At 60.5% G+C, this 16530-nt stretch carries 23 protein-coding genes; 10 read left to right on the plus strand and 13 right to left on the minus strand.

The genetic code is table 11. The annotated features are described in order from the left end of the window. The first annotated feature begins 562 nt into the window (after positions 1 to 562). The 6 genes from IE111_RS06150 to IE111_RS06175 all read left to right on the plus strand — a co-directional run bounded on the left by IE111_RS06150 (position 563) and on the right by IE111_RS06175 (position 4555). On the plus strand, positions 563 to 796 hold the full coding sequence (locus tag IE111_RS06150) for a hypothetical protein (RefSeq protein WP_189607645.1): 234 nt from the start codon (positions 563 to 565) through the stop codon (positions 794 to 796). A gap of 244 nt (positions 797 to 1040) precedes the next feature. Continuing rightward, positions 1041 to 1439, plus strand: a complete 399-nt coding sequence (locus IE111_RS06155; RefSeq protein ID WP_189607646.1) for an MAPEG family protein — start codon at positions 1041 to 1043, stop codon at positions 1437 to 1439. Between the two features lie 5 nt (positions 1440 to 1444). Continuing rightward, complete coding sequence (locus IE111_RS06160) at positions 1445 to 1972, plus strand: M23 family metallopeptidase (protein ID WP_189607647.1); 528 nt, start codon at positions 1445 to 1447, stop codon at positions 1970 to 1972. A 2-nt stretch (positions 1973 to 1974) separates the two neighbouring features. Further along, positions 1975 to 3204 carry an RNA polymerase sigma factor gene (locus tag IE111_RS06165; protein ID WP_229805262.1) on the plus strand — a complete coding sequence of 410 codons (1230 nt, stop codon included), beginning with the start codon at positions 1975 to 1977 and terminating at the stop codon, positions 3202 to 3204. 107 nt (positions 3205 to 3311) lie between these two features. Beyond that, a complete protein-coding gene (locus IE111_RS06170; RefSeq protein ID WP_189607649.1) occupies positions 3312 to 4136 on the plus strand; it encodes a YciI family protein in 825 nt (274 codons plus the stop codon). Positions 4137 to 4147: 11 nt separating this feature from the next. Beyond that, entirely contained in the window at positions 4148 to 4555 is a 408-nt protein-coding gene (locus tag IE111_RS06175; protein ID WP_189607650.1) for a YciI family protein, read from the plus strand. Here the strand turns inward: IE111_RS06175 and IE111_RS06180 are convergent. The 6 genes from IE111_RS06180 to IE111_RS06205 form a co-directional block, all read right to left on the minus strand. Next, complete coding sequence (locus IE111_RS06180) at positions 4536 to 5114, minus strand: hypothetical protein (RefSeq protein ID WP_189607651.1); 579 nt, start codon at positions 5112 to 5114, stop codon at positions 4536 to 4538. The two genes, IE111_RS06175 and IE111_RS06180, sit on opposite strands and share 20 nt — an antisense overlap. Then, positions 5111 to 5371 carry a DUF211 domain-containing protein gene (locus IE111_RS06185; RefSeq protein WP_189607652.1) on the minus strand — a complete coding sequence of 87 codons (261 nt, stop codon included), beginning with the start codon at positions 5369 to 5371 and terminating at the stop codon, positions 5111 to 5113. The genes IE111_RS06180 and IE111_RS06185 overlap by 4 nt, the downstream gene beginning before the upstream one ends. A 209-nt stretch (positions 5372 to 5580) precedes the next feature. Then, on the minus strand, positions 5581 to 6399 hold the full coding sequence (locus tag IE111_RS06190) for a LysR family transcriptional regulator (protein ID WP_189607653.1): 819 nt from the start codon (positions 6397 to 6399) through the stop codon (positions 5581 to 5583). A 6-nt stretch (positions 6400 to 6405) separates the two neighbouring features. Beyond that, positions 6406 to 7308 carry an MBL fold metallo-hydrolase gene (locus IE111_RS06195; protein WP_189607654.1) on the minus strand — a complete coding sequence of 301 codons (903 nt, stop codon included), beginning with the start codon at positions 7306 to 7308 and terminating at the stop codon, positions 6406 to 6408. 152 nt (positions 7309 to 7460) lie between these two features. Continuing rightward, positions 7461 to 8879, minus strand: a complete 1419-nt coding sequence (locus tag IE111_RS06200; protein WP_189607655.1) for an FAD-binding oxidoreductase — start codon at positions 8877 to 8879, stop codon at positions 7461 to 7463. 22 nt (positions 8880 to 8901) lie between these two features. Beyond that, complete coding sequence (locus IE111_RS06205) at positions 8902 to 9120, minus strand: hypothetical protein (RefSeq protein ID WP_189607656.1); 219 nt, start codon at positions 9118 to 9120, stop codon at positions 8902 to 8904. 193 nt (positions 9121 to 9313) lie between these two features. Between IE111_RS06205 and IE111_RS06210 the strand changes: the two genes are divergently transcribed. Continuing rightward, positions 9314 to 9940 (plus strand): TetR/AcrR family transcriptional regulator, encoded by a 627-nt coding sequence (locus IE111_RS06210; protein WP_189607657.1) that lies wholly within the window; start codon positions 9314 to 9316, stop codon positions 9938 to 9940. Between the two features lie 87 nt (positions 9941 to 10027). Continuing rightward, complete coding sequence (locus IE111_RS06215) at positions 10028 to 10435, plus strand: VOC family protein (protein ID WP_189607658.1); 408 nt, start codon at positions 10028 to 10030, stop codon at positions 10433 to 10435. Between the two features lie 25 nt (positions 10436 to 10460). Here IE111_RS06215 and IE111_RS06220 read toward each other — a convergent pair whose 3' ends face one another. The 5 genes from IE111_RS06220 to IE111_RS06240 form a co-directional block, all read right to left on the minus strand. After that, the gene (locus IE111_RS06220; protein ID WP_189607659.1) at positions 10461 to 10991 is read right to left on the minus strand and encodes a DUF3299 domain-containing protein; all 531 of its coding nucleotides are present in this window, start codon (positions 10989 to 10991) and stop codon (positions 10461 to 10463) included. Between the two features lie 9 nt (positions 10992 to 11000). Beyond that, the gene (locus IE111_RS06225; protein WP_189607660.1) at positions 11001 to 12260 is read right to left on the minus strand and encodes an ABC transporter permease; all 1260 of its coding nucleotides are present in this window, start codon (positions 12258 to 12260) and stop codon (positions 11001 to 11003) included. Then, positions 12257 to 12958 carry an ABC transporter ATP-binding protein gene (locus IE111_RS06230; RefSeq protein WP_189607661.1) on the minus strand — a complete coding sequence of 234 codons (702 nt, stop codon included), beginning with the start codon at positions 12956 to 12958 and terminating at the stop codon, positions 12257 to 12259. Before IE111_RS06230 ends, IE111_RS06225 begins: the two co-directional genes overlap by 4 nt. A 14-nt stretch (positions 12959 to 12972) precedes the next feature. Next, on the minus strand, positions 12973 to 13629 hold the full coding sequence (locus IE111_RS06235) for a DUF2796 domain-containing protein (protein ID WP_189607662.1): 657 nt from the start codon (positions 13627 to 13629) through the stop codon (positions 12973 to 12975). 195 nt (positions 13630 to 13824) lie between these two features. Continuing rightward, on the minus strand, positions 13825 to 14160 hold the full coding sequence (locus IE111_RS06240; RefSeq protein WP_189607663.1) for a hypothetical protein: 336 nt from the start codon (positions 14158 to 14160) through the stop codon (positions 13825 to 13827). Positions 14161 to 14307: 147 nt separating this feature from the next. On the opposite strand from IE111_RS06240, the gene IE111_RS06245 reads away from it, so the two are divergent. Together IE111_RS06245 and IE111_RS06250 are read left to right on the plus strand one after the other, a co-directional pair. Then, the gene (locus IE111_RS06245; protein WP_189607664.1) at positions 14308 to 14568 is read left to right on the plus strand and encodes a DUF4160 domain-containing protein; all 261 of its coding nucleotides are present in this window, start codon (positions 14308 to 14310) and stop codon (positions 14566 to 14568) included. Between the two features lie 5 nt (positions 14569 to 14573). Further along, positions 14574 to 14810: a DUF2442 domain-containing protein gene (locus IE111_RS06250; protein ID WP_189607665.1), complete on the plus strand. Its 237-nt coding sequence runs from the start codon at positions 14574 to 14576 to the stop codon at positions 14808 to 14810. A 16-nt stretch (positions 14811 to 14826) separates the two neighbouring features. Here the strand turns inward: IE111_RS06250 and gntR are convergent, their stop codons facing one another. Both gntR and IE111_RS06260 read right to left on the minus strand, forming a co-directional pair. Then, entirely contained in the window at positions 14827 to 15822 is a 996-nt protein-coding gene (gene gntR, locus IE111_RS06255) for a gluconate operon transcriptional repressor GntR (protein ID WP_189607666.1), read from the minus strand. 181 nt (positions 15823 to 16003) lie between these two features. Beyond that, complete coding sequence (locus IE111_RS06260) at positions 16004 to 16522, minus strand: gluconokinase (RefSeq protein WP_189607667.1); 519 nt, start codon at positions 16520 to 16522, stop codon at positions 16004 to 16006. Between the last annotated feature and the right edge of the window lie 8 nt (positions 16523 to 16530).

Below are 16530 nucleotides of genomic sequence, written 5' to 3' on the forward strand. Positions count from 1 at the left end.
GCCGGTTTTGTAGCGGCGGGCAGGCACTGGAAAGCTCCTTTTGAATAGCAAGCCGTGATTTTAACCTTAAAGAAGGGATACTTTCACAGCCTCACCGCCCACCAAGGAAATATAAATCGCCACCCGAACTGAAACACGGACACAAAACCTGACCACTAACTCAAACAACCAACCACCTCACATAAATCGAAAACACAAGGAAAAAGTTTAGCGATATAAACTTTTGTGCTTGAGCTAGAACGGATGTTGTTTTAACCTAAGCCCTGTTGTCGAAGTTCGGACAACAGCAACCACAAACCAATCACGAATCACGAATCACGAATCCATTTAAACAGGCCGGAGGAAAAGCGATGAATAACCAAGCTCTCGCAAATTATACCTCCTGCTCCCGTTGGAACATGCCAACCGGAGTACGAGCACTGTTGCACCCGCGATTCGTGTAATCTTGCCACACGAGCCGCGGATTCATGCCGCGGCACTGTAGGTAAGTTATATCCCCCTACCTGTTAAAAGCATGACTCCGCAGCTCCAGCGGCAAACTGACCATTGCCTGGAGAAAGACATGCAACTCGTTAACTTTTTTCAATTGATCCAACAGCGTCGTGCCTTGAACAAATGGTTGAAGGAACAGCGTGAAGAACGTTTCGTCGCCGAGCATCTGAACGATCACATGCAGCGTGACATTGGAATTGGCCAACAAGGCGTGCAGGCTCCTTTGACCTGGAAGGAACCCAAGCGGGAGACCCGGGAGCAATCTCGAAGTATCAAGGAAAGAGCCGGGCCCAGTAGCGCTTAAGCCAGGGGGACGTCGGCTAAGTCAGCCAGGCTGTCTGACTCGGCGTACCCCCAACACCAGGATGGAATCCAGGGAGACCATCGATTCCGTCCTGTTGTCTTCAGCACCGTTCCGGGTGCTGAAGGTTTTGTATAACCCATCCCTCGATGCCTTTTCTGTGTTTGACCCTCTCTGCCCCCGGTGGTAACTGTTAACGCCTTGCTGATTCTCGTCTTTGCAAGGAACTCGATATCAGGAGCCGTCGATGAATATCTATCTGTTGTGTACCGCCCTTTTGGTGTTGTTGTACTTCACCCTGAGTTTTAACGTGTCCCGGGTTCGGGGCCTCAACCGCAAACAAAACGTCGATAAGGATGTATTGCTGAGCAAGGCGATCCGTGCTCATGGCAATGCCAGTGAGTACATTCCGTTGTTTGTTTTGGCCTTTCTGTTTTATCGGGAATCCGCGTCCTGGATTTTGCTGGCATTGACGGTCGTCGCCACGGCGGGGCGTGTGTCGCATGCACTGGGCATGCTGACGGCGGACCATGCTCAGCAAAAGAACCCCATGCGCTACATGGGCGCACTCGCTACGTACATCGGACTGCTTGGTTTCGGTTTGGTCTTTCTTATCGATGCCTTTACCGATTTTCCCATGGCGTGATTGGAATGAGGCGTTACAAGGGACGGATCATTCTGGTCGTGATCGCTGTAATCGTGTTGGTCGGTTTGTTGCTGCCGGAGCGTCGCTGGATGCCGGTCGACGGTGCGACCTCGGCGGATTGGCATCCACAAACCTTCTGGTATGAGCCCTGGGGGACGAGCGGTACGCACAAGGGCATCGATATTTTTGGCGAGACGGGGACGGCGGTCGAGGCGGCCACCGGTGGCTGGGTGGTGTATTCCGGGACACTGAGCAAGGGCGGTCAGGTGGTGGCTGTGCTCGGCCCCAAGTGGCGATTTCATTATTACGCCCACCTGGACACCCGGGCTGTTCGGACCGGTGAATGGGTCGCCGCCGGGCATCGCCTGGGCCGGTTGGGGGCCAGTGGGAATGCGGCGGGCAAGCCGCCCCATTTGCACTACGCTATTGTGTCGCTGGTACCGTTACCCTGGCTCGCGACGACCGAGTCTCAGGGTTGGAAACGCGCTTTCTTTCTGGATCCCGGCCGTTGGTTAACCGACTCTGGAGCATGACCATGAACGAACTGCTGGAACGGTTGTACCAAACCGAATCCCGACCGGTGCTGGCGACGCTGATTCGTCTGCTGGGTGATTTCGATCTGGCCGAGGAGGCGTTGCACGAAGCCTTCGCCGCTGCGCTGAAGCAATGGCCACAGAGCGGCGTTCCGGATAACCCTCGAGCCTGGCTGGTGTCCGCCGGTCGGTTCAAGGCCATCGACCAAATACGTCGTCGCGCCAAGTTCGACGCTCATTTGAATGAGTTGGCAACCCAGCTGACCATCGAGGCGGAACAGGCGGGCGATGAGGAACCGCCGGACATCGAGGACGATCAATTGCGGCTGATCTTCACCTGTTGCCACCCGAGCCTCGGCACGGAAGCGCAACTGGCGCTGACCTTGCGCGAGGTCTGCGGCCTGACCACCGAGGAAATCGCCCGCGCCTTCCTGACCAAGCCGAGCACCTTGGCGCAGCGCATCGTTCGCGCGAAGAACAAGATCCGCGATGCCGGCATTCCCTATGAAGTACCGGAAGCCCGTGAACTGCCGGAGCGGCTCCATGCGGTCCTGCAGGTCGTCTATCTGTTGTTCAACGAAAGCTATTCGGCCTCGAGTGGCGATACCCTGATCCGCACCGATCTGTCCCGCGAAGCCATCCGGCTCGGCCGTTTGCTGTGCCAGTTGCTGACGGCGAACGAAGCCCGGGGACTGTTGGCCCTGATGATGTTGCACGACGCCCGACGGGCCGCCCGGACCGACGATGCCGGCGACCTGATTCGTTTGGAGGACCAGGACCGGTCGCTGTGGCATCACGAGCAGATCAGGGAGGGAGTGGCACTGGTCCAGGACGCGCTGGCGTCCGGTCCCGCCGGCCCCTATTGCCTGCAGGCCGCCATAGCCGCTGTCCATGCCGAGGCCCCGTCCGTGGCCGAGACCGACTGGGGCGAAATCGTGGGCCTCTACGATCTACTGTTCGAGCGAATGCCGAACGCGGTGGTGGCGCTGAACCGGGCCGCCGCCATCGCCATGCGCGACGGGCCCGAAGCCGGCCTGAGCCAGATCGAGTCGCTGCTCGCTCAGGGGAATCTCGCCAACTATCACCTGGCGCACGCCGCACGGGCCGACCTCTACCGGCGTCTCGGTCGGGTCGAGGACGCCCGCCAAGCGTACCGGACCGCCCTGGCCCTGACCGAGCAAGGTCCGGAACAACGTTTTCTGGAGCGCCAACTGGAGGCATTAACCGAGTGACGATTTTTCAAATTGGATGTCGAATCGCGCTCACCGGATTCGACTAGGGAAGGAACCCGACACCCATCGGTGTCATTGAACCCAACCCCGATACGGAGGGAATCACCATGAGATTCATGATTCTGCGCAAGGCCGACGATCAGACCGAAGCCGGTGTGATGCCTGGAGAGGCACTGATCGAGGCCATGGCCAACTACAACGACCGGCTGATCAACGCCGGTGCCATGGTCACCGGTGAAGGCCTCAAGCCCACACGCGAGGCCGTTCGGATCACCTTCAAGAACGGCGAACCGGTGGTTACCGACGGCCCCTTCGCCGAGACCAAGGAACTGCTGGCCGGCTACACCCTGATCGATGTCGCCTCGAGAGAGGAAGCGATCGAATGGGCCAGACAATGGCCACCGGAAGACGGTGACGGCAACGCGACCATTGAGCTGCGTCCGGTCTATGGTCTGGAGGACTTCGAACCCGGCCCGGCCATGGATCACATTACCCATCAATTCGAACGCGAGCAGCGCCAGCCGACCAGCGGCGCCATACATCTGAGCTTCGACGGCAATTGCTCGGAAGCCTTCGATTTCTACGCCGAGTGTCTGGGCGGTCAGATATTGGACCGGTTTCTCCACGGTGAGACACCAGCCGGTGAAGAGGTGCCGGACAACTGGCAGGACAAGGTTCTCCACACCACGCTCAGCATCGGCAAACTGACCCTGATGGGAGCCGACGCACCGCCGGGATACTATCAATCCCCGCAGGGGTTTAACGTCCAGCTCGACATCGACGATCCCGACAAAGCCAAATCGACCTTCGAGCGTCTGGCGGAGGGCGGCGAGGTCTTCATGCCGTTCGAAGAGACGTTCTGGGCTCGAGGTTTCGGCATGGCGCGGGACCGTTTCGGCATCCCCTGGATGATCAACAGCGGTAAGAAGTGAGGAGCAACACCATGAAATATCTCGCCCTGGTCTACCAATCCGAAAAAGCCATGAACGCCATGGGCCAGCAAGCCTGGGACGCCCTGAACCAGGAATGCATGGCCTGCGGTGCGGACCTGACCGGCAGCGGCCACATGCTGATGGGTCAGGCGCTGCAGTCGGTCGAGACCGCCACCACGGTGCGCGTGCGCGACGGCAAGGTCACCACCACCGACGGCCCCTTCGCCGAGACCAAGGAACAGTTGGCCGGCTTCTATCTGCTCGATGCCCGGGACCTGAACGAAGCCATTCAGCTGGCCTCGAAAATCCCGCCGGCGCGGCTCGGATGTGTCGAGATTCGCCCGGTTCGGGAACTGGTCGAGGAAGGCAATGCGCTTTATGGCAGCGAGGAAGAGGACACTAGTCAACCAGCCAAATGATGCCCAGCGTCACCAGGCCGACCAGCAGGGCCTTGCCGCCGCTGAGCAACCAATGGCCACCACCGATGCGTCCCAGGAAGACGCCCAGCAGAAACATCAGGGCCATGCCCGTGGTCATCGAGGTCAGCAAGGGGGACCAGGGAAACTGAAGACCACCGATGTGCAGTATGATCGGCAGGATGATCAACAGCGAGATGATCAGCGGCGACAGACCGTTGATGACTCCGATGACCCAGGGCGTCCACCGGGCGGCTCGGCCGTGGTCCGTGTCGCTCAGGTCCCGAGCCATGGCCTGTTCGATCTCGGCCAGGTCACGCTGGCGTTCGGCGGATTCGCTGATATAGGCACTGCTGATGCCGCTCATGAACAGGGCCACGGCACCCCCCATGCAAGCGCCGACGACGACGTCGAAATCGGTGGTGCCGCCGAGGAAAAAACCGGTGATGATACCCAGCATCGACAAGGCGCCGTCAAAACCATTGACCACGAAATAGCGTCGGGCGATGCCGGCCCCCTCGGAAAATTCAGCCAGGCGCAGTATCCGTTTAACCCAATTCATTCGGTGGTTCGGTATTCCACGACATCGATGCTGTGCAGCGACGCCCCCTGTTCATCGATGGCCTTTTCGATGGCCTCGAAATCCAGGTGTTCCCCGGTGAAGGTCAGTCGCAGCGAGTGCGTCTTTTCGTCCATCTCAACCATCTCCAGGTGCACCACCATGCCCTCGGCGGATTCAGCCAACAGTCTGGCGAAATCCAGCGAATTGGGTTGGTGGGGCTTGAGCACGTCCAACACCAGCTTGGTCAGTCGACTCATGAGGCAAGCACCCCTCGATTCAGTTTAATCCAGTCTCACGTTAGCAGGTGGACCGGTAACTACCAACTCCGGCATCCAGGAAGCTGTCCGAGAGCAGACTGCCTAGGCTGGATCGGGAATCGCCCATCGCATTCACCGGCTGGGAGGATTGGGACGACGCGGGCGAGCTGGTTTCAGCGCACCCTCAATACTGGCGGTTGTGACACCACTCAGCGACCCAAAAGCCGGGCGACATCGGGGTCGGTCTTCGGGTGCAACGCCACGCCCAGTCGCCGGATCCTGAACGGTTCCGGCATGACATCGCCCAACGGCAGGCATTGCAGGTCCGGCCATTGGTCCTCGATATCGTCGCTGACGGCCATGGCCGTGACGCCCTGCCGGTGACGCACCAGGCTGACGGCCAGGTCCTCGGTATCGACTTTGAGCTGGGTACGTTCGGCCAGCATCGGCACCAGGTCCAGGAAATGGTCCCGCAATTCACAATCGAGACGATCGATCCAGGGATAGACCAGCACGTCCTCCATGCGGACCGGTTTGGCGATGGGCCAGGCCGTGGGTGCCAGGAGCCGATATTCCTGATCCAGCAAGGGGATGAATCGATATTCCGTCGGACACAGGCGAGCACTGGTCAGCCAGAGGTCGGGCGCTTGCGCCGGGCTTACCTGTACGTCCAGACGATAATCGCCCAGTGTTTTGGCGACCACTTGCAGCAGGTAGCCACTGTCGTGGCTCGCCAGCTGAGAATGGATGCCCAGGTGCAAGGGCGTCTTCGAGGTTGCTTTGAAGCGGGCTTCCATCTGCCGCGCGGAGGTCAGTAATCGATTGGCTTCGCTCAGGAAGATCTGTCCGTCCGGAGTCAGTGCGACCCCTTTCTTGCCCCGACTGAACAACCGGAGACCGAATTCGCTTTCCAGTTGGGCAATGGCGTTGGAAATGGACGGCTGGGCGACGTGGCACTGGTCGGCCGCAGCAGTGATGCTGCCTTGCTCGGCGGCCGACACGAAGTAGCGCAGGCTGCGTAGGTCCATGCGGAGTCAGTCCTCGAATTGCGGAAAACGGGCCAGGGTGTCGGCGACAAACTCATCGTGGGCCGGGATGATATCCAGGTCCGGCTGGTCACGACTGAGCCGATGAATGCGCTGGAGCACCGACAGATTTTGCTCGCGATCCGCATCGACCCCGGCCAGCCATTGTACCAGCTTGGGCCTGGGCTGCGCCTGTTCGACACCGCGCAGGGTCCAGCTGGTGTCGCCGATGAAAAACAGGTCGCGACCGGAATCGAGATGAATGAAGAGGCCGACCTGACCATGCGCATGACCGCTGAGATCGACCAGGATGAGTCGGCCGTCTCCGAACAGGTCGAGGCTGGGTCCGAAGCCCCGATAAGCCGGACCGGTCAATTCGAGGGTCGTCCAGTCTCCGGCGGCGTTGATCTGCTCGACCAGAAACGCCGGACGATGACCGTGTTCGGCTTCGGTCAGGGCCTGCTGCGGCGCCCAGACCGGCGTCTGCGGGAAATCCGGCGGCCCGCCGACATGGTCCCAATGCAGATGGCTGGGAATAATGAAGTCGATGTCGTCCCGGGTGTAACCGGCCTCGCGCAGCTGGTCGACGGCCGGGTTCAACTGCTCGTAGTCGAGCAGGGAGCGATGCCACCAACGGTTATCGGCGAAGGCGTCGTTCGTGGTTCGCCCCAGACCGGTATCGTACAGAAAACGCCCGTCGGGATGCTCGACCAGTAAGGCGGCGTGAATAAGATGCCGCTCCGTAAACAGGCGGCCGCCTTTGACGACCAACGCCTCGGCCGCGCCGGAGGACTGGGCGGTTTTGATCAGCGAAATACGCAGGCCGTCCGGGGGCGGGGCGGCGCCCAAACGGCCCAACAACGCCAGGCCGACGAGCAGGGACAGACCAAAACCGTGGATACTGCGAATCATGTGAGGCTCCATGTGCTTAACTGTTGGCACCAGTCTGCGCCTGCTCTGACCATATATAAATTATAGTTTTTATGGGTTTATCCAATAATTTTTATAGATTAATTGAACGCCTCTCCCATTAAACCTCCGCACTAGGCCCAATGAACCTGAAGTCAGCCGGGTTTGATGTTGTGGTTCATCCGGAACAGATTTTTCGAGTCCCACTGCGCCTTGAGCGCGCGTAAACGCCGGTAACCCTGAGGGTAGGTTTTATCGATCGCCTCGGCGTCGATCGGCTCGAAGTTCAGGTACCCCCGGTCTTCGGCATAGGCGCCCATACGCTCGCACGTCTGCCGGGTCCAGTCGATGTTGGTGTCGGACTCGCGCGGGTCGTCCCAATTGGATTCGATGCCCAACAGGTATTCGGGCGCGCGATGCTCGAACGCGGTGTCGCCACTATTGGCGCGGGCCATGGCGCCGCCCAAATGCCAGATGTCCACTGTGGTCAGCGACGACGGGCGCTCTCCGGCCAGTGACAGGACCTGCTCGATGGCGTCATCCGAAAGCGCCGTCATATAGAGTGACTTCCAGTAATAGTGCCGGCCCTCGGGGTAGTCGCCATCCAGCAGTTGCTGGACATCGACGAACGGCATGACGTCGCTCATATCGTGCATGGGCGTTCCGAGCTCTCGCAGCGGCTGCAAGGTTCGGGCACCCGTTTCGGCCTCCCCGGCATAACAGGCCGCGATCAGCACATAGTCACGCCCATGCAGTTCGGTCGGGAAATCGGGTTCGTCCGGAATGGTGCCGCAGATGGCGAACGAACTGACGGCATCCGGCGCGGTTTCCGTAAAGGCACGGTATCGCTTGAGCACATCGACACCCTGTTCGGACGGATAAAAGGCGGCGACGAACATCACGTCCGGCCCAACCGGGTGACAGTCGAATTCAAACCGGGTCACCACGCCGAAGTTGCCACCGCCACCGCGAATCGCCGAGAACAATTCCGGCTCGTGACGGGCATCCAGCGTGCGGAGCTCGCCATCGGCGGTGACCACATCGAGCGCCCGGACGTTGTCGCAACTGAGCCCGAATGCGCGGCGCAACCAGCCAATGCCACCGCCCAGGGTCAAACCGGCGACGCCGGTGGTGGACACCACGCCACCCGGCACCGCCAGGCCGACTTTCTGGGTGGCGGCGTCCAGCTCGGCCCAGGTCACGCCGGCATCGACCCGGATGCGTCGTTGCCCGGCATCCAGTTCGATGCCTTTCATCGGGCTCAAGTCGATCACCAAGCCACCGTCGCACACAGCCAGACCCCCGACATTATGGCCGCCGCCGCGCACGGCGGTCAGCAGTTCATGACGAGCGGCGAAGCGCACCGCCGTCGCTGCATCGCCGGCGTGGCGGCAGCGCAGAATCAGAGCCGGACGACGGTCGATCTCGCCGTTCCAGACCCGGCGGGCGTCGTCGTAATCGCGGTGTTCGGGTGTGATGACATCACCATCGAACTCGGCGCGCAGCTGCGTTACCGCGTCGTCGGCTAATGCTGTGGCGTCACCGTTCAAAGTCACTGCGTTCAGGTTGGACATAAGGCCTCCCTTTCGGTCTTGGTCAGCCGGATGCGGGCGCGACATTCTCGTGCGCGAATCCGGCTTTCAACAGATTGCGATAGGAATCCTGTGAGTCGCCGCCCGGTAGCTCCAGCCCCAGGCGATCAATCAGTTGCGAATCGGCGGCGGTATGAAGCTCTACCAACACCGTCCGCTCCAGAGACTCGGCCCGGTGGACCGTTTCTGTCGGTGTCGGGGACTGTTCTTGTTGCGTGGTCATCAGCGCTCCTCCCATCGGTTTTCGTAACATACCAACTGGTTGGTATAAAAATAGAAGGACACTCAACTGGATCAAGTACGTCGTTGTTACGGCGTGTAATGCAGGTAAGCGGGTATTGGACAGGGTGTTAGAAGCTTGAAACCGACCAGTCAGTCTACTACTTTTCAGGACAACTCAGTTGTTGGAAGCACCCATGCCCAGAGACGGTTCGTCCACGCGGCTGCGCATCATGGATGCCGCGGAAGCCTTGATCCTGGAAAAAGGGTTCGCCGCAACCTCGGTGGACCGCATTCTCGAACGTGCCCAGGTGACCAAGGGCTCGTTCTTCTATCATTTCGACACCAAGCAGGCCTTGGCCGAAGCGCTGGTGGACCGCTACAGCGAGCTGGATCTGTCTCACTTGCACGGCAATCTCGAGCGGGCGAGGACGCTGAGCCGGGACCCGCTGCAGCAATTGCTCATCTTCGTGTCCCTGTTCGAGGAATCGGCCCGCGCGCTGACCGAGCCGTATCCCGGCTGCCTGTTCGCGTCCTATTGCTATGAGTCGGATTTGTTCGATGCGCGGATTCACGAGGTCATCGTGCGCAACATGCAGACCTGGCGCACGGAAATCAGCCAATTGCTGTCCGTTGTGGCCAAACGCTATCCACCCCGCCTCGATGTCGATCTTGGCAGCCTGGCCGACGCCATTACCGTGGTGTTCGAAGGGGCCTTCATCGTCTCCAAGACCCATCGGGATCCACAGGTCGTGGCCCAGCAGCTCCGGCACTACCGAAATTACCTGGATCTGCTGTTCAGTCCGGATCTGGAAGCGCGCTAGCCAAATTCGGCTAGACTGTGGGATACGACAGACGCGTCGGACCCATTCGGGCCGACCCTTCGTTGAACCAACGAGGAGGGATTCGTCATGGCAACGTCCGTAACGCCGCATTTGATGTTCGAAGGTGACGCCGAAGAAGCCATGAACTTCTACACGTCTTTGTTCGACAGTGCCGGCATCATTCAACTGGAACGCTACAGTGCCGGTGAACAAGGCCGGCAGGGGGCGGTTAAACGCGCGCAGTTCTCGTTGTGCGGTCAGTTGTTCGATTGCATCGACAGCCCGGTCAAGCACAACTTCGGTTTCACGCCCTCCGTCTCGCTGTTCGTGGAATGTGACAACGCCGACGAACAACAAAAACTGTTCGATACCCTCTCCGAGGAAGGAAAAATACTGATGCCGCTGGATTACTACGGCTTCAGTCCACGCTTCGGCTGGGTGGAGGATCGCTTTGGCCTGTCCTGGCAGTTGAACCTGGCGGGGGAGTCGTTCTGACCCCTCCCGGTGCCGAAGCACTCAACTAGAGGAACGGCGCCACGTCGCTCGCGTACAGGGAATAGCCGGCACTGCCCAGTTCCGAGACATGATGTTCGATCATCATCGTACCGGTCACCGACATCGGTTCGTCCAGCGACGGCAACTCGAACCCGCCCTGGGTCTGCACGTAAACGATCTGGTTCGATGGCGGCGGCGGGGTGTGGATGCAGGCGCCGAAGTAGGGCACCAGCAGGAAATTCAGCACCCGGTCACCGTCCATATCGAGCGGGACCACAAAGCCGGCCAGGCGCACGTTCACGCCGGCGAAGCGGTCCACCACCGGCGCGTTGGCCAGCAGCTGTTTCATGTCCTCGAACAGGCGCTGGGCTTCGGCATCCTCGTCCGACAGGTCGTCGAGGTCGTACTGGCTGTAGTCGATTTGCTCGCGCACGCTCTGAAAGCTGAAGTCCGCCGGCACCAGATCGTCCCAGCGCAATTCCACCGGGTCGCGTCCCGCGCCCAACGCCTGGCCGCCCAGTACGAGGCCAATCAAAACCACGATTCTATAAATCATAACGACTCCTCAGGTTCGCGCCGTCAGGCCATCGCTGAGCGATTGCCGGTAGGCTTTCCAGCCCGGTACCAGACCCACCAGAAAACTGATGGTCAGGAACACGGCCAGAGCGATCAACAACGTCGGTTCGGGCCAGCCCACGGTCAGTTCGATGCCGTAGGCCGGTTGCACCCAGAGTCCGGCGACGGCCATCAGGCCCCAGTGCACCGCCAGCCCCAGAACAAGCCCGATCACACCGTAAAAGCCGGATTCCAGCACCAGCAGGCCGAGTATATGCGGCGGCCGGGCGCCCAGGGCCCGCAGAATGGCCATTTCCCGGCGGCGCTCGTTCAATCCGGCGAGAATCACCGTCACCATGCCCATCATGCCGGTGACCACCACCATGGCGGAGACAGCGATCAGGGCGTTTTCGGCAATGGCGATCATCTGCCACAGCTGCTGCAGGGTCGCTCCCGGTATGATGGCACTGAGTGGTTCCTGGCGATACTCATTGATGCGTCGCTGGAACTGAAAGGTCTGGATGCGCGATTTCATCCCGACCAGTGTGGCGGTAATCGACTCGGGGGTCAGATCCCGTTCCAGCGCTTCGTCCGCGCTTATGTTCAAACCCGGCACCTTGACGCCCGCCTGCCAGTCGACATGCATGGCGGTGATGCCCTCGAGTGGCACGTGCAGGGTCCGGTCGACCGGGGTGCCGGTCGGTTCGAGAATGCCGACCACGGTGAAGGGTTTGTCGTCATGGTTCTCGAAGGAGGTGCGTCCCAGACCGTGGGAGACGACGATCTCCCGCCCCGGTTCGTAACCCAGTGTCTCGGCGACCTCGGCCCCGAGCACGGCCTCGTATACGCCCTCGAAAGCGCGGCCTTCAGCCAGTTCCAACGGCTGTTTGCGACCGTACTGGTAGTGGTCGAAATAGTCGTTGGTGGTGCCGAGCACGCGAAAGCCCTGGTGTGAATCGCCGAGCGAGATCGGTACCGTCCAGGCCACGGCGTCGTTGGCGCGGATGTCCTGATAAGTCTGCCAGCTGATGTTGTTGGTGGCGTTGCCGATGCGGAAGACGGTGTACAGCAAGAGGTTCAACCCGCCGGTGCGGCCGCCGACGATCAGGTCCGTACCGGAGAGGGTGTTGGCGAAGCTGGACCGGGTGTCCTGACGCACCCGGTCGACGGTCAGCAGCATGCACAGGCTGAGCGCGACCATGAAGACGGTCAGTATCGCGGTGGCGCGGCGGTTCCAGAGGCTGTGCAGGGCGAGGGACAACCAGTTCATGAGGCCACCTCCGCGTTCCGCGCGGCATCCAGCGTCAGGTGTTGGTCGAACCAGGCGGCCAGATGGCGGTCGTGACTGACAAACACCAGGGAACTGCCGATGGACCGGCACTGTTCGGTCAGCACCTTCATAAAGTTATCCACATTGTCCTGATCGAGCGCCGAGGTCGGTTCGTCCGCGATCACCAGCTCCGGCGAGCCGATCAGTGCCCGGGCACTGGCGACCCGCTGCTGCTGGCCGACGCTGAGCGCCGATACCGGTCGCGACCAGAGCGATTCGGGAATGTTCAGCCGGGACAGCCAGTGCGCGGCCGCCGACTCCAGTGTCTGATGCTGATCCAGGGCGCGTTGTCGGCGCAGTCGGGATAACCGCGCCGGCAGCATCACATTGCCCTGAACCGAGAGATACGGCAGCAGATTGAACTGCTGGAAAATGTAACCGATGTGGTCGGCGCGGAATCGGTCCCGCGCCTTGCCGCGCTGGCGGGAAATCGGCTGGTCCAGCAATCGGATTTCACCGGCCTGCGGCACCAGGACACCGGCCATCAGGTTCAGCAGCGTACTCTTGCCGCTGCCACTGGCCCCCTGGACAAAGAGCGAGTCGCCCTGGGTCAGGGTCAGGGCCTCGATCCGCAACAGGGGCGCCTGTTGGCCGGGCCAGTTGAAGCGCAGGGAATCGATGGACAGTGCCTGGGTCATATCATCCTCCTGGTTCAGAAACGCAGCGACGGATTGGCGGGCGACAGCTCCTGTGCGCCCTGGGCGTTGTCCAGCAGGTACTGGGCATCCAGGTCCATCAGGTTCGGGAAGACGTCAAAGAGCCCGACGTCGATCCCGGTCAGGTCAGCCGGATTGTCGCAATGGAAGTGCCATTCGACGACGACATCGCTGTGGCCGCCTTTGGTTTCAGCTTCGCGTTCGTCATGATGGTCTTCCTCATGACCGTGTTCGTCCTCGTCGTGATGCTCATCGTCGTGGTCATGGTCGTCGTGATGTTGCTCTTCGTGACCATGCTCATCGCCGCCATGGTATTCGTCCTCATGGCCTTCGTCCGAGGCAAGCGCCGTTTCGACATGGCTGTCTTCCAGCTCGCAGGCGGCCGAACGGTTGACGGTCAACAGCTCGGCGCCGGCGTTCAACCGCGCCAGACCTTCCTCGACGGCAACCTTTTGTGCGTCCGTGGACGGCGCGTGTTCGAATCCGAACAGATTGTAGGCCGGTGAGTCCAGAGTGATGACCAGTTCGGAGCCCTCGGCGGAAACCAGCAAGCTGGCCGCGCCGTGCTCATGGGCGTCGTGCTGACGCTGGGTTTCGGCTTGGGCGGAGACAGCGACGCCGGCCACGGCTATCGCTAGAAGGGAAGTTTTCATCGGTGATCCTTGCTTGTACACACTAATTGAGAGGCCTGGGTTCAGGCGGTTGCGCACTGTCGGGTAGAGGGGGCTGTCCGAGAAAAACGCTCCGGTTGTCCAAGGCGTAAACCAACAGATTCTTTGTTGGTGCAGTCTGGATGTTGGATTACGCGCTCACGCGCTAATCCAACCTACCGACTGTTCTCGGGCAGCCTACCAGGTGGGCGGTCCCCGTGCTGTCGGCGGCCAATCGGGGGTAAAAGAGGATCCGGCGGTCTCCTTGAGCCGGAGAACCGAGTGAAGATCGGTGTCTTTATAGAGCTTAACCGATGAATCGGCCAGAGCCAGGGTCTTCAACGACACGCACACTTTACAGAGGCCGTGTACGCTATCGTCCGAACCATCCGGCTCACTGTTCGGGACCTCCACCTGAGTCAGCCGCTCGCCCAGATGCTCCAGCTCATGCCATTGCACGGCCGAGCCGAACTGCACCAGGCAGACGGCCAGCAACAGGCATACAGGCAACGCGGTGTAAGTGCGACAGATCATCTTGCGGACGGCTCGGTCTCATTAAAAATTCGAATTCGGCCAATAATGATACATTGTATCAAATTCTAATGTAAGAACTCATACCCAGGGTTATACTGAAAGGCATTGGCAAAGGACGATCATCAACCGGAAAAGGAGTCAGGACCGATGCCTACCATCAGTGAGTTCTTTGGGATACTGATCAGAATGTATTATGACGACCACAATCCACCTCACTTCCACGCGTATTACAATGGACAGGAAGCCCTGATAAACATTCAGACATTGGAAATGATGGAAGGGTCCCTACCTCGTCGAGCCCGATATCTGGTTACAGAGTGGGCTATCGAACATCGGGATGATCTGATGGCGGACTGGGAGAAGGCGGAGAAGCATGAGCCATTGCACAAGATTGAACCGCTGGAGTAAACGCTATGACCAGAGTAGTCAATGTACAAGCGAAACCGGGATATATACTGGACCTGACTTTCGATGACGGTACTCGGGGCGAGGTCGACCTGTGTGATCGCTTGTTCGGCCCCATGTTCGAGCCCCTAAAGGATCCCGACTACTTCGCCCAGGTCAGCGTGGATGAATTCGGCGCTGTCTGTTGGCCCAATGAAGCGGACCTTGCTCCGGATGCCCTGTATCGGAAAGTGACGGAGCACTGAGAGTCCCGACCGTCGGTCAAATGGTCCCTCCCACCTCGATCCGATAGCCGAGATCGATAGCCGTTTCTTTGACCGCCTGTCCCTGCAATCGCTGCAACAACTCCCGCGCCGCGCGTTCGCCGACGGCTTCACGCGGAGTGACCACGCTGGCCAGCCTCGGTGCCATGACCTGGCCGACGTCGTGGCCGTGGAAACCGGCGATCGCCATCTGCCCGGGAACGGTGACGCCGCGTCGCAGGCATTCGAAATAGGCGCCGACGGCGACGTCGTCGTTGGTGCAGAACAGGCCATCGGCCTCGGGATGGTGTTCCAGAATTTCGTCCATCAGGGTGGCGCCGACACTGTAGGAGGACCGTTCGGAGCGTCGCAGTGTCTGCGGTGTCAGACCCGCCTCGGTCATGGCCCGGTTGTAACCTTCCTGGCGTTGCAGGGTCCGGGCGTCGAGTCGCACGGCGAGGTAGAGGATGTGCCGGCGACCGCGTTCGATCATGGTGCGCACCATCTCGTAGGCGGCTTCGACGTTGTCGAAACCGACCGCTTGGTGGATGGCGTGGCTGTGGGTATCCATGATTTCGACGGTAGGAATGCCGGCGGTTTCCAGCATGCGCAAGGTGCGTTCGGTGTGCTGGCTTTCGGACAGGATGACGCCGTCGACGTTGTAGCTGAGCAGGGATGCCAGGCTGCGTTCTTCCAGCTCCTGGCTGTAGCCGTAGTGCGCCAGCATCAGGTGGTAACCGAGCGGTTCGGTCACGGTTTCGATGCCCTTGATGACGTCGGCGAAGACCTGGTTGGTCAGCGACGGCAGCAGGACACCGATGGCGCGACTGGTCGACTTGGACAGGATGTCGGGTCCGCGGTTGGGAATATAGCCAAGCTGTTCGGCCACCTCGAAGATGCGTTCGCGCAAGCCTTCGGAGACCGTTTCCGGGTCGCGCAGACACCGGCTGACGGTCATCTTGGTGGCGCCGACCTGGTCGGCGATGTCCTGCAGGGTGGGGCGTCGTTTTTTCACACGTCTCCGAACGTTTTCCTGATACAACCGCTCGCTATCATACAGGGTGTGGGCGTTGGGTGCTTTGGGGGCAGTGGAAATATCGGCGGTTTGTTTGCTTCCCCCGGTGGGCGGTGCCCACCCTACGGTCACGTCGAGTAGGGTGGGCACCGCCCACCAATAACCGAGCCTCGGGGTCCGACTATCGTCTCGGATTGGTCCGATTCAATCCTTTATACACTGCTGCCAAGCATTGGGTTAGGACTTGTTCGGCGGACTGCCGGATGTCGATGCGGATCGCTTCGTCGTCGCTCGGGGGTTCGAGCTGGGCGAACTGGCTTTCGAGCATGGCGCGGCCGTTGAAATAGTGGTCCTCGCGGCGGTCGAGCCGTTCCCAGATGGTGTCGATGTCGCCGTCCAGGTACAAAAAAGTCAGGTCCGGTCGCGCCCGGCGCAGCCGGTCCCTGTAGGCGCGACGCAGAGCGGAGCAGGCCAGGACCAGGCCGTCGTGGCGTTCGATCAGGCCGGCCAGGTCGGTCAGCCAGCCCTCCCGGTCGGCATCCGACAGCGGGATGCCGTTCGCCATCTTGCGCACATTGGCCGGGCTGTGAAAGTCGTCGGCGTCGTAAAACGGCTGGCCCAGCCGGTCCGCCAGCTGGGCGCCGATCAGGCTTTTGCCGCTGCCGGAGACGCCCATAACCACGATACTGTTCGAGTTCATTCATTCCA

This window comes from Saccharospirillum salsuginis, from assembly GCF_014651855.1.
Lineage (GTDB): Bacteria > Pseudomonadota > Gammaproteobacteria > Pseudomonadales > Natronospirillaceae > Saccharospirillum > Saccharospirillum salsuginis.

Coding starts and splice junctions, on each gene's coding strand:
- IE111_RS06155 (WP_189607646.1), top strand. CDS start 1,041: ATGAATATCTATCTGTTGTGTACCGCCCTTTTGGTGTTGTTGTACTTC.
- IE111_RS06150 (WP_189607645.1), top strand. CDS start 563: ATGCAACTCGTTAACTTTTTTCAATTGATCCAACAGCGTCGTGCCTTG.
- IE111_RS06250 (WP_189607665.1), top strand. CDS start 14,574: ATGACCAGAGTAGTCAATGTACAAGCGAAACCGGGATATATACTGGAC.
- IE111_RS06235 (WP_189607662.1), bottom strand. CDS start 13,629: ATGAAAACTTCCCTTCTAGCGATAGCCGTGGCCGGCGTCGCTGTCTCC.
- IE111_RS06185 (WP_189607652.1), bottom strand. CDS start 5,371: ATGAGTCGACTGACCAAGCTGGTGTTGGACGTGCTCAAGCCCCACCAA.
- IE111_RS06220 (WP_189607659.1), bottom strand. CDS start 10,991: ATGATTTATAGAATCGTGGTTTTGATTGGCCTCGTACTGGGCGGCCAG.
- IE111_RS06230 (WP_189607661.1), bottom strand. CDS start 12,958: ATGACCCAGGCACTGTCCATCGATTCCCTGCGCTTCAACTGGCCCGGC.
- IE111_RS06240 (WP_189607663.1), bottom strand. CDS start 14,160: ATGATCTGTCGCACTTACACCGCGTTGCCTGTATGCCTGTTGCTGGCC.
- IE111_RS06215 (WP_189607658.1), top strand. CDS start 10,028: ATGGCAACGTCCGTAACGCCGCATTTGATGTTCGAAGGTGACGCCGAA.
- IE111_RS06180 (WP_189607651.1), bottom strand. CDS start 5,114: ATGAATTGGGTTAAACGGATACTGCGCCTGGCTGAATTTTCCGAGGGG.
- IE111_RS06210 (WP_189607657.1), top strand. CDS start 9,314: ATGCCCAGAGACGGTTCGTCCACGCGGCTGCGCATCATGGATGCCGCG.
- IE111_RS06200 (WP_189607655.1), bottom strand. CDS start 8,879: ATGTCCAACCTGAACGCAGTGACTTTGAACGGTGACGCCACAGCATTA.
- IE111_RS06175 (WP_189607650.1), top strand. CDS start 4,148: ATGAAATATCTCGCCCTGGTCTACCAATCCGAAAAAGCCATGAACGCC.
- IE111_RS06170 (WP_189607649.1), top strand. CDS start 3,312: ATGAGATTCATGATTCTGCGCAAGGCCGACGATCAGACCGAAGCCGGT.
- IE111_RS06160 (WP_189607647.1), top strand. CDS start 1,445: ATGAGGCGTTACAAGGGACGGATCATTCTGGTCGTGATCGCTGTAATC.
- IE111_RS06190 (WP_189607653.1), bottom strand. CDS start 6,399: ATGGACCTACGCAGCCTGCGCTACTTCGTGTCGGCCGCCGAGCAAGGC.
- IE111_RS06260 (WP_189607667.1), bottom strand. CDS start 16,522: ATGAACTCGAACAGTATCGTGGTTATGGGCGTCTCCGGCAGCGGCAAA.
- IE111_RS06165 (WP_229805262.1), top strand. CDS start 1,975: ATGAACGAACTGCTGGAACGGTTGTACCAAACCGAATCCCGACCGGTG.
- IE111_RS06245 (WP_189607664.1), top strand. CDS start 14,308: ATGCCTACCATCAGTGAGTTCTTTGGGATACTGATCAGAATGTATTAT.
- IE111_RS06205 (WP_189607656.1), bottom strand. CDS start 9,120: ATGACCACGCAACAAGAACAGTCCCCGACACCGACAGAAACGGTCCAC.
- IE111_RS06225 (WP_189607660.1), bottom strand. CDS start 12,260: ATGAACTGGTTGTCCCTCGCCCTGCACAGCCTCTGGAACCGCCGCGCC.
- IE111_RS06195 (WP_189607654.1), bottom strand. CDS start 7,308: ATGATTCGCAGTATCCACGGTTTTGGTCTGTCCCTGCTCGTCGGCCTG.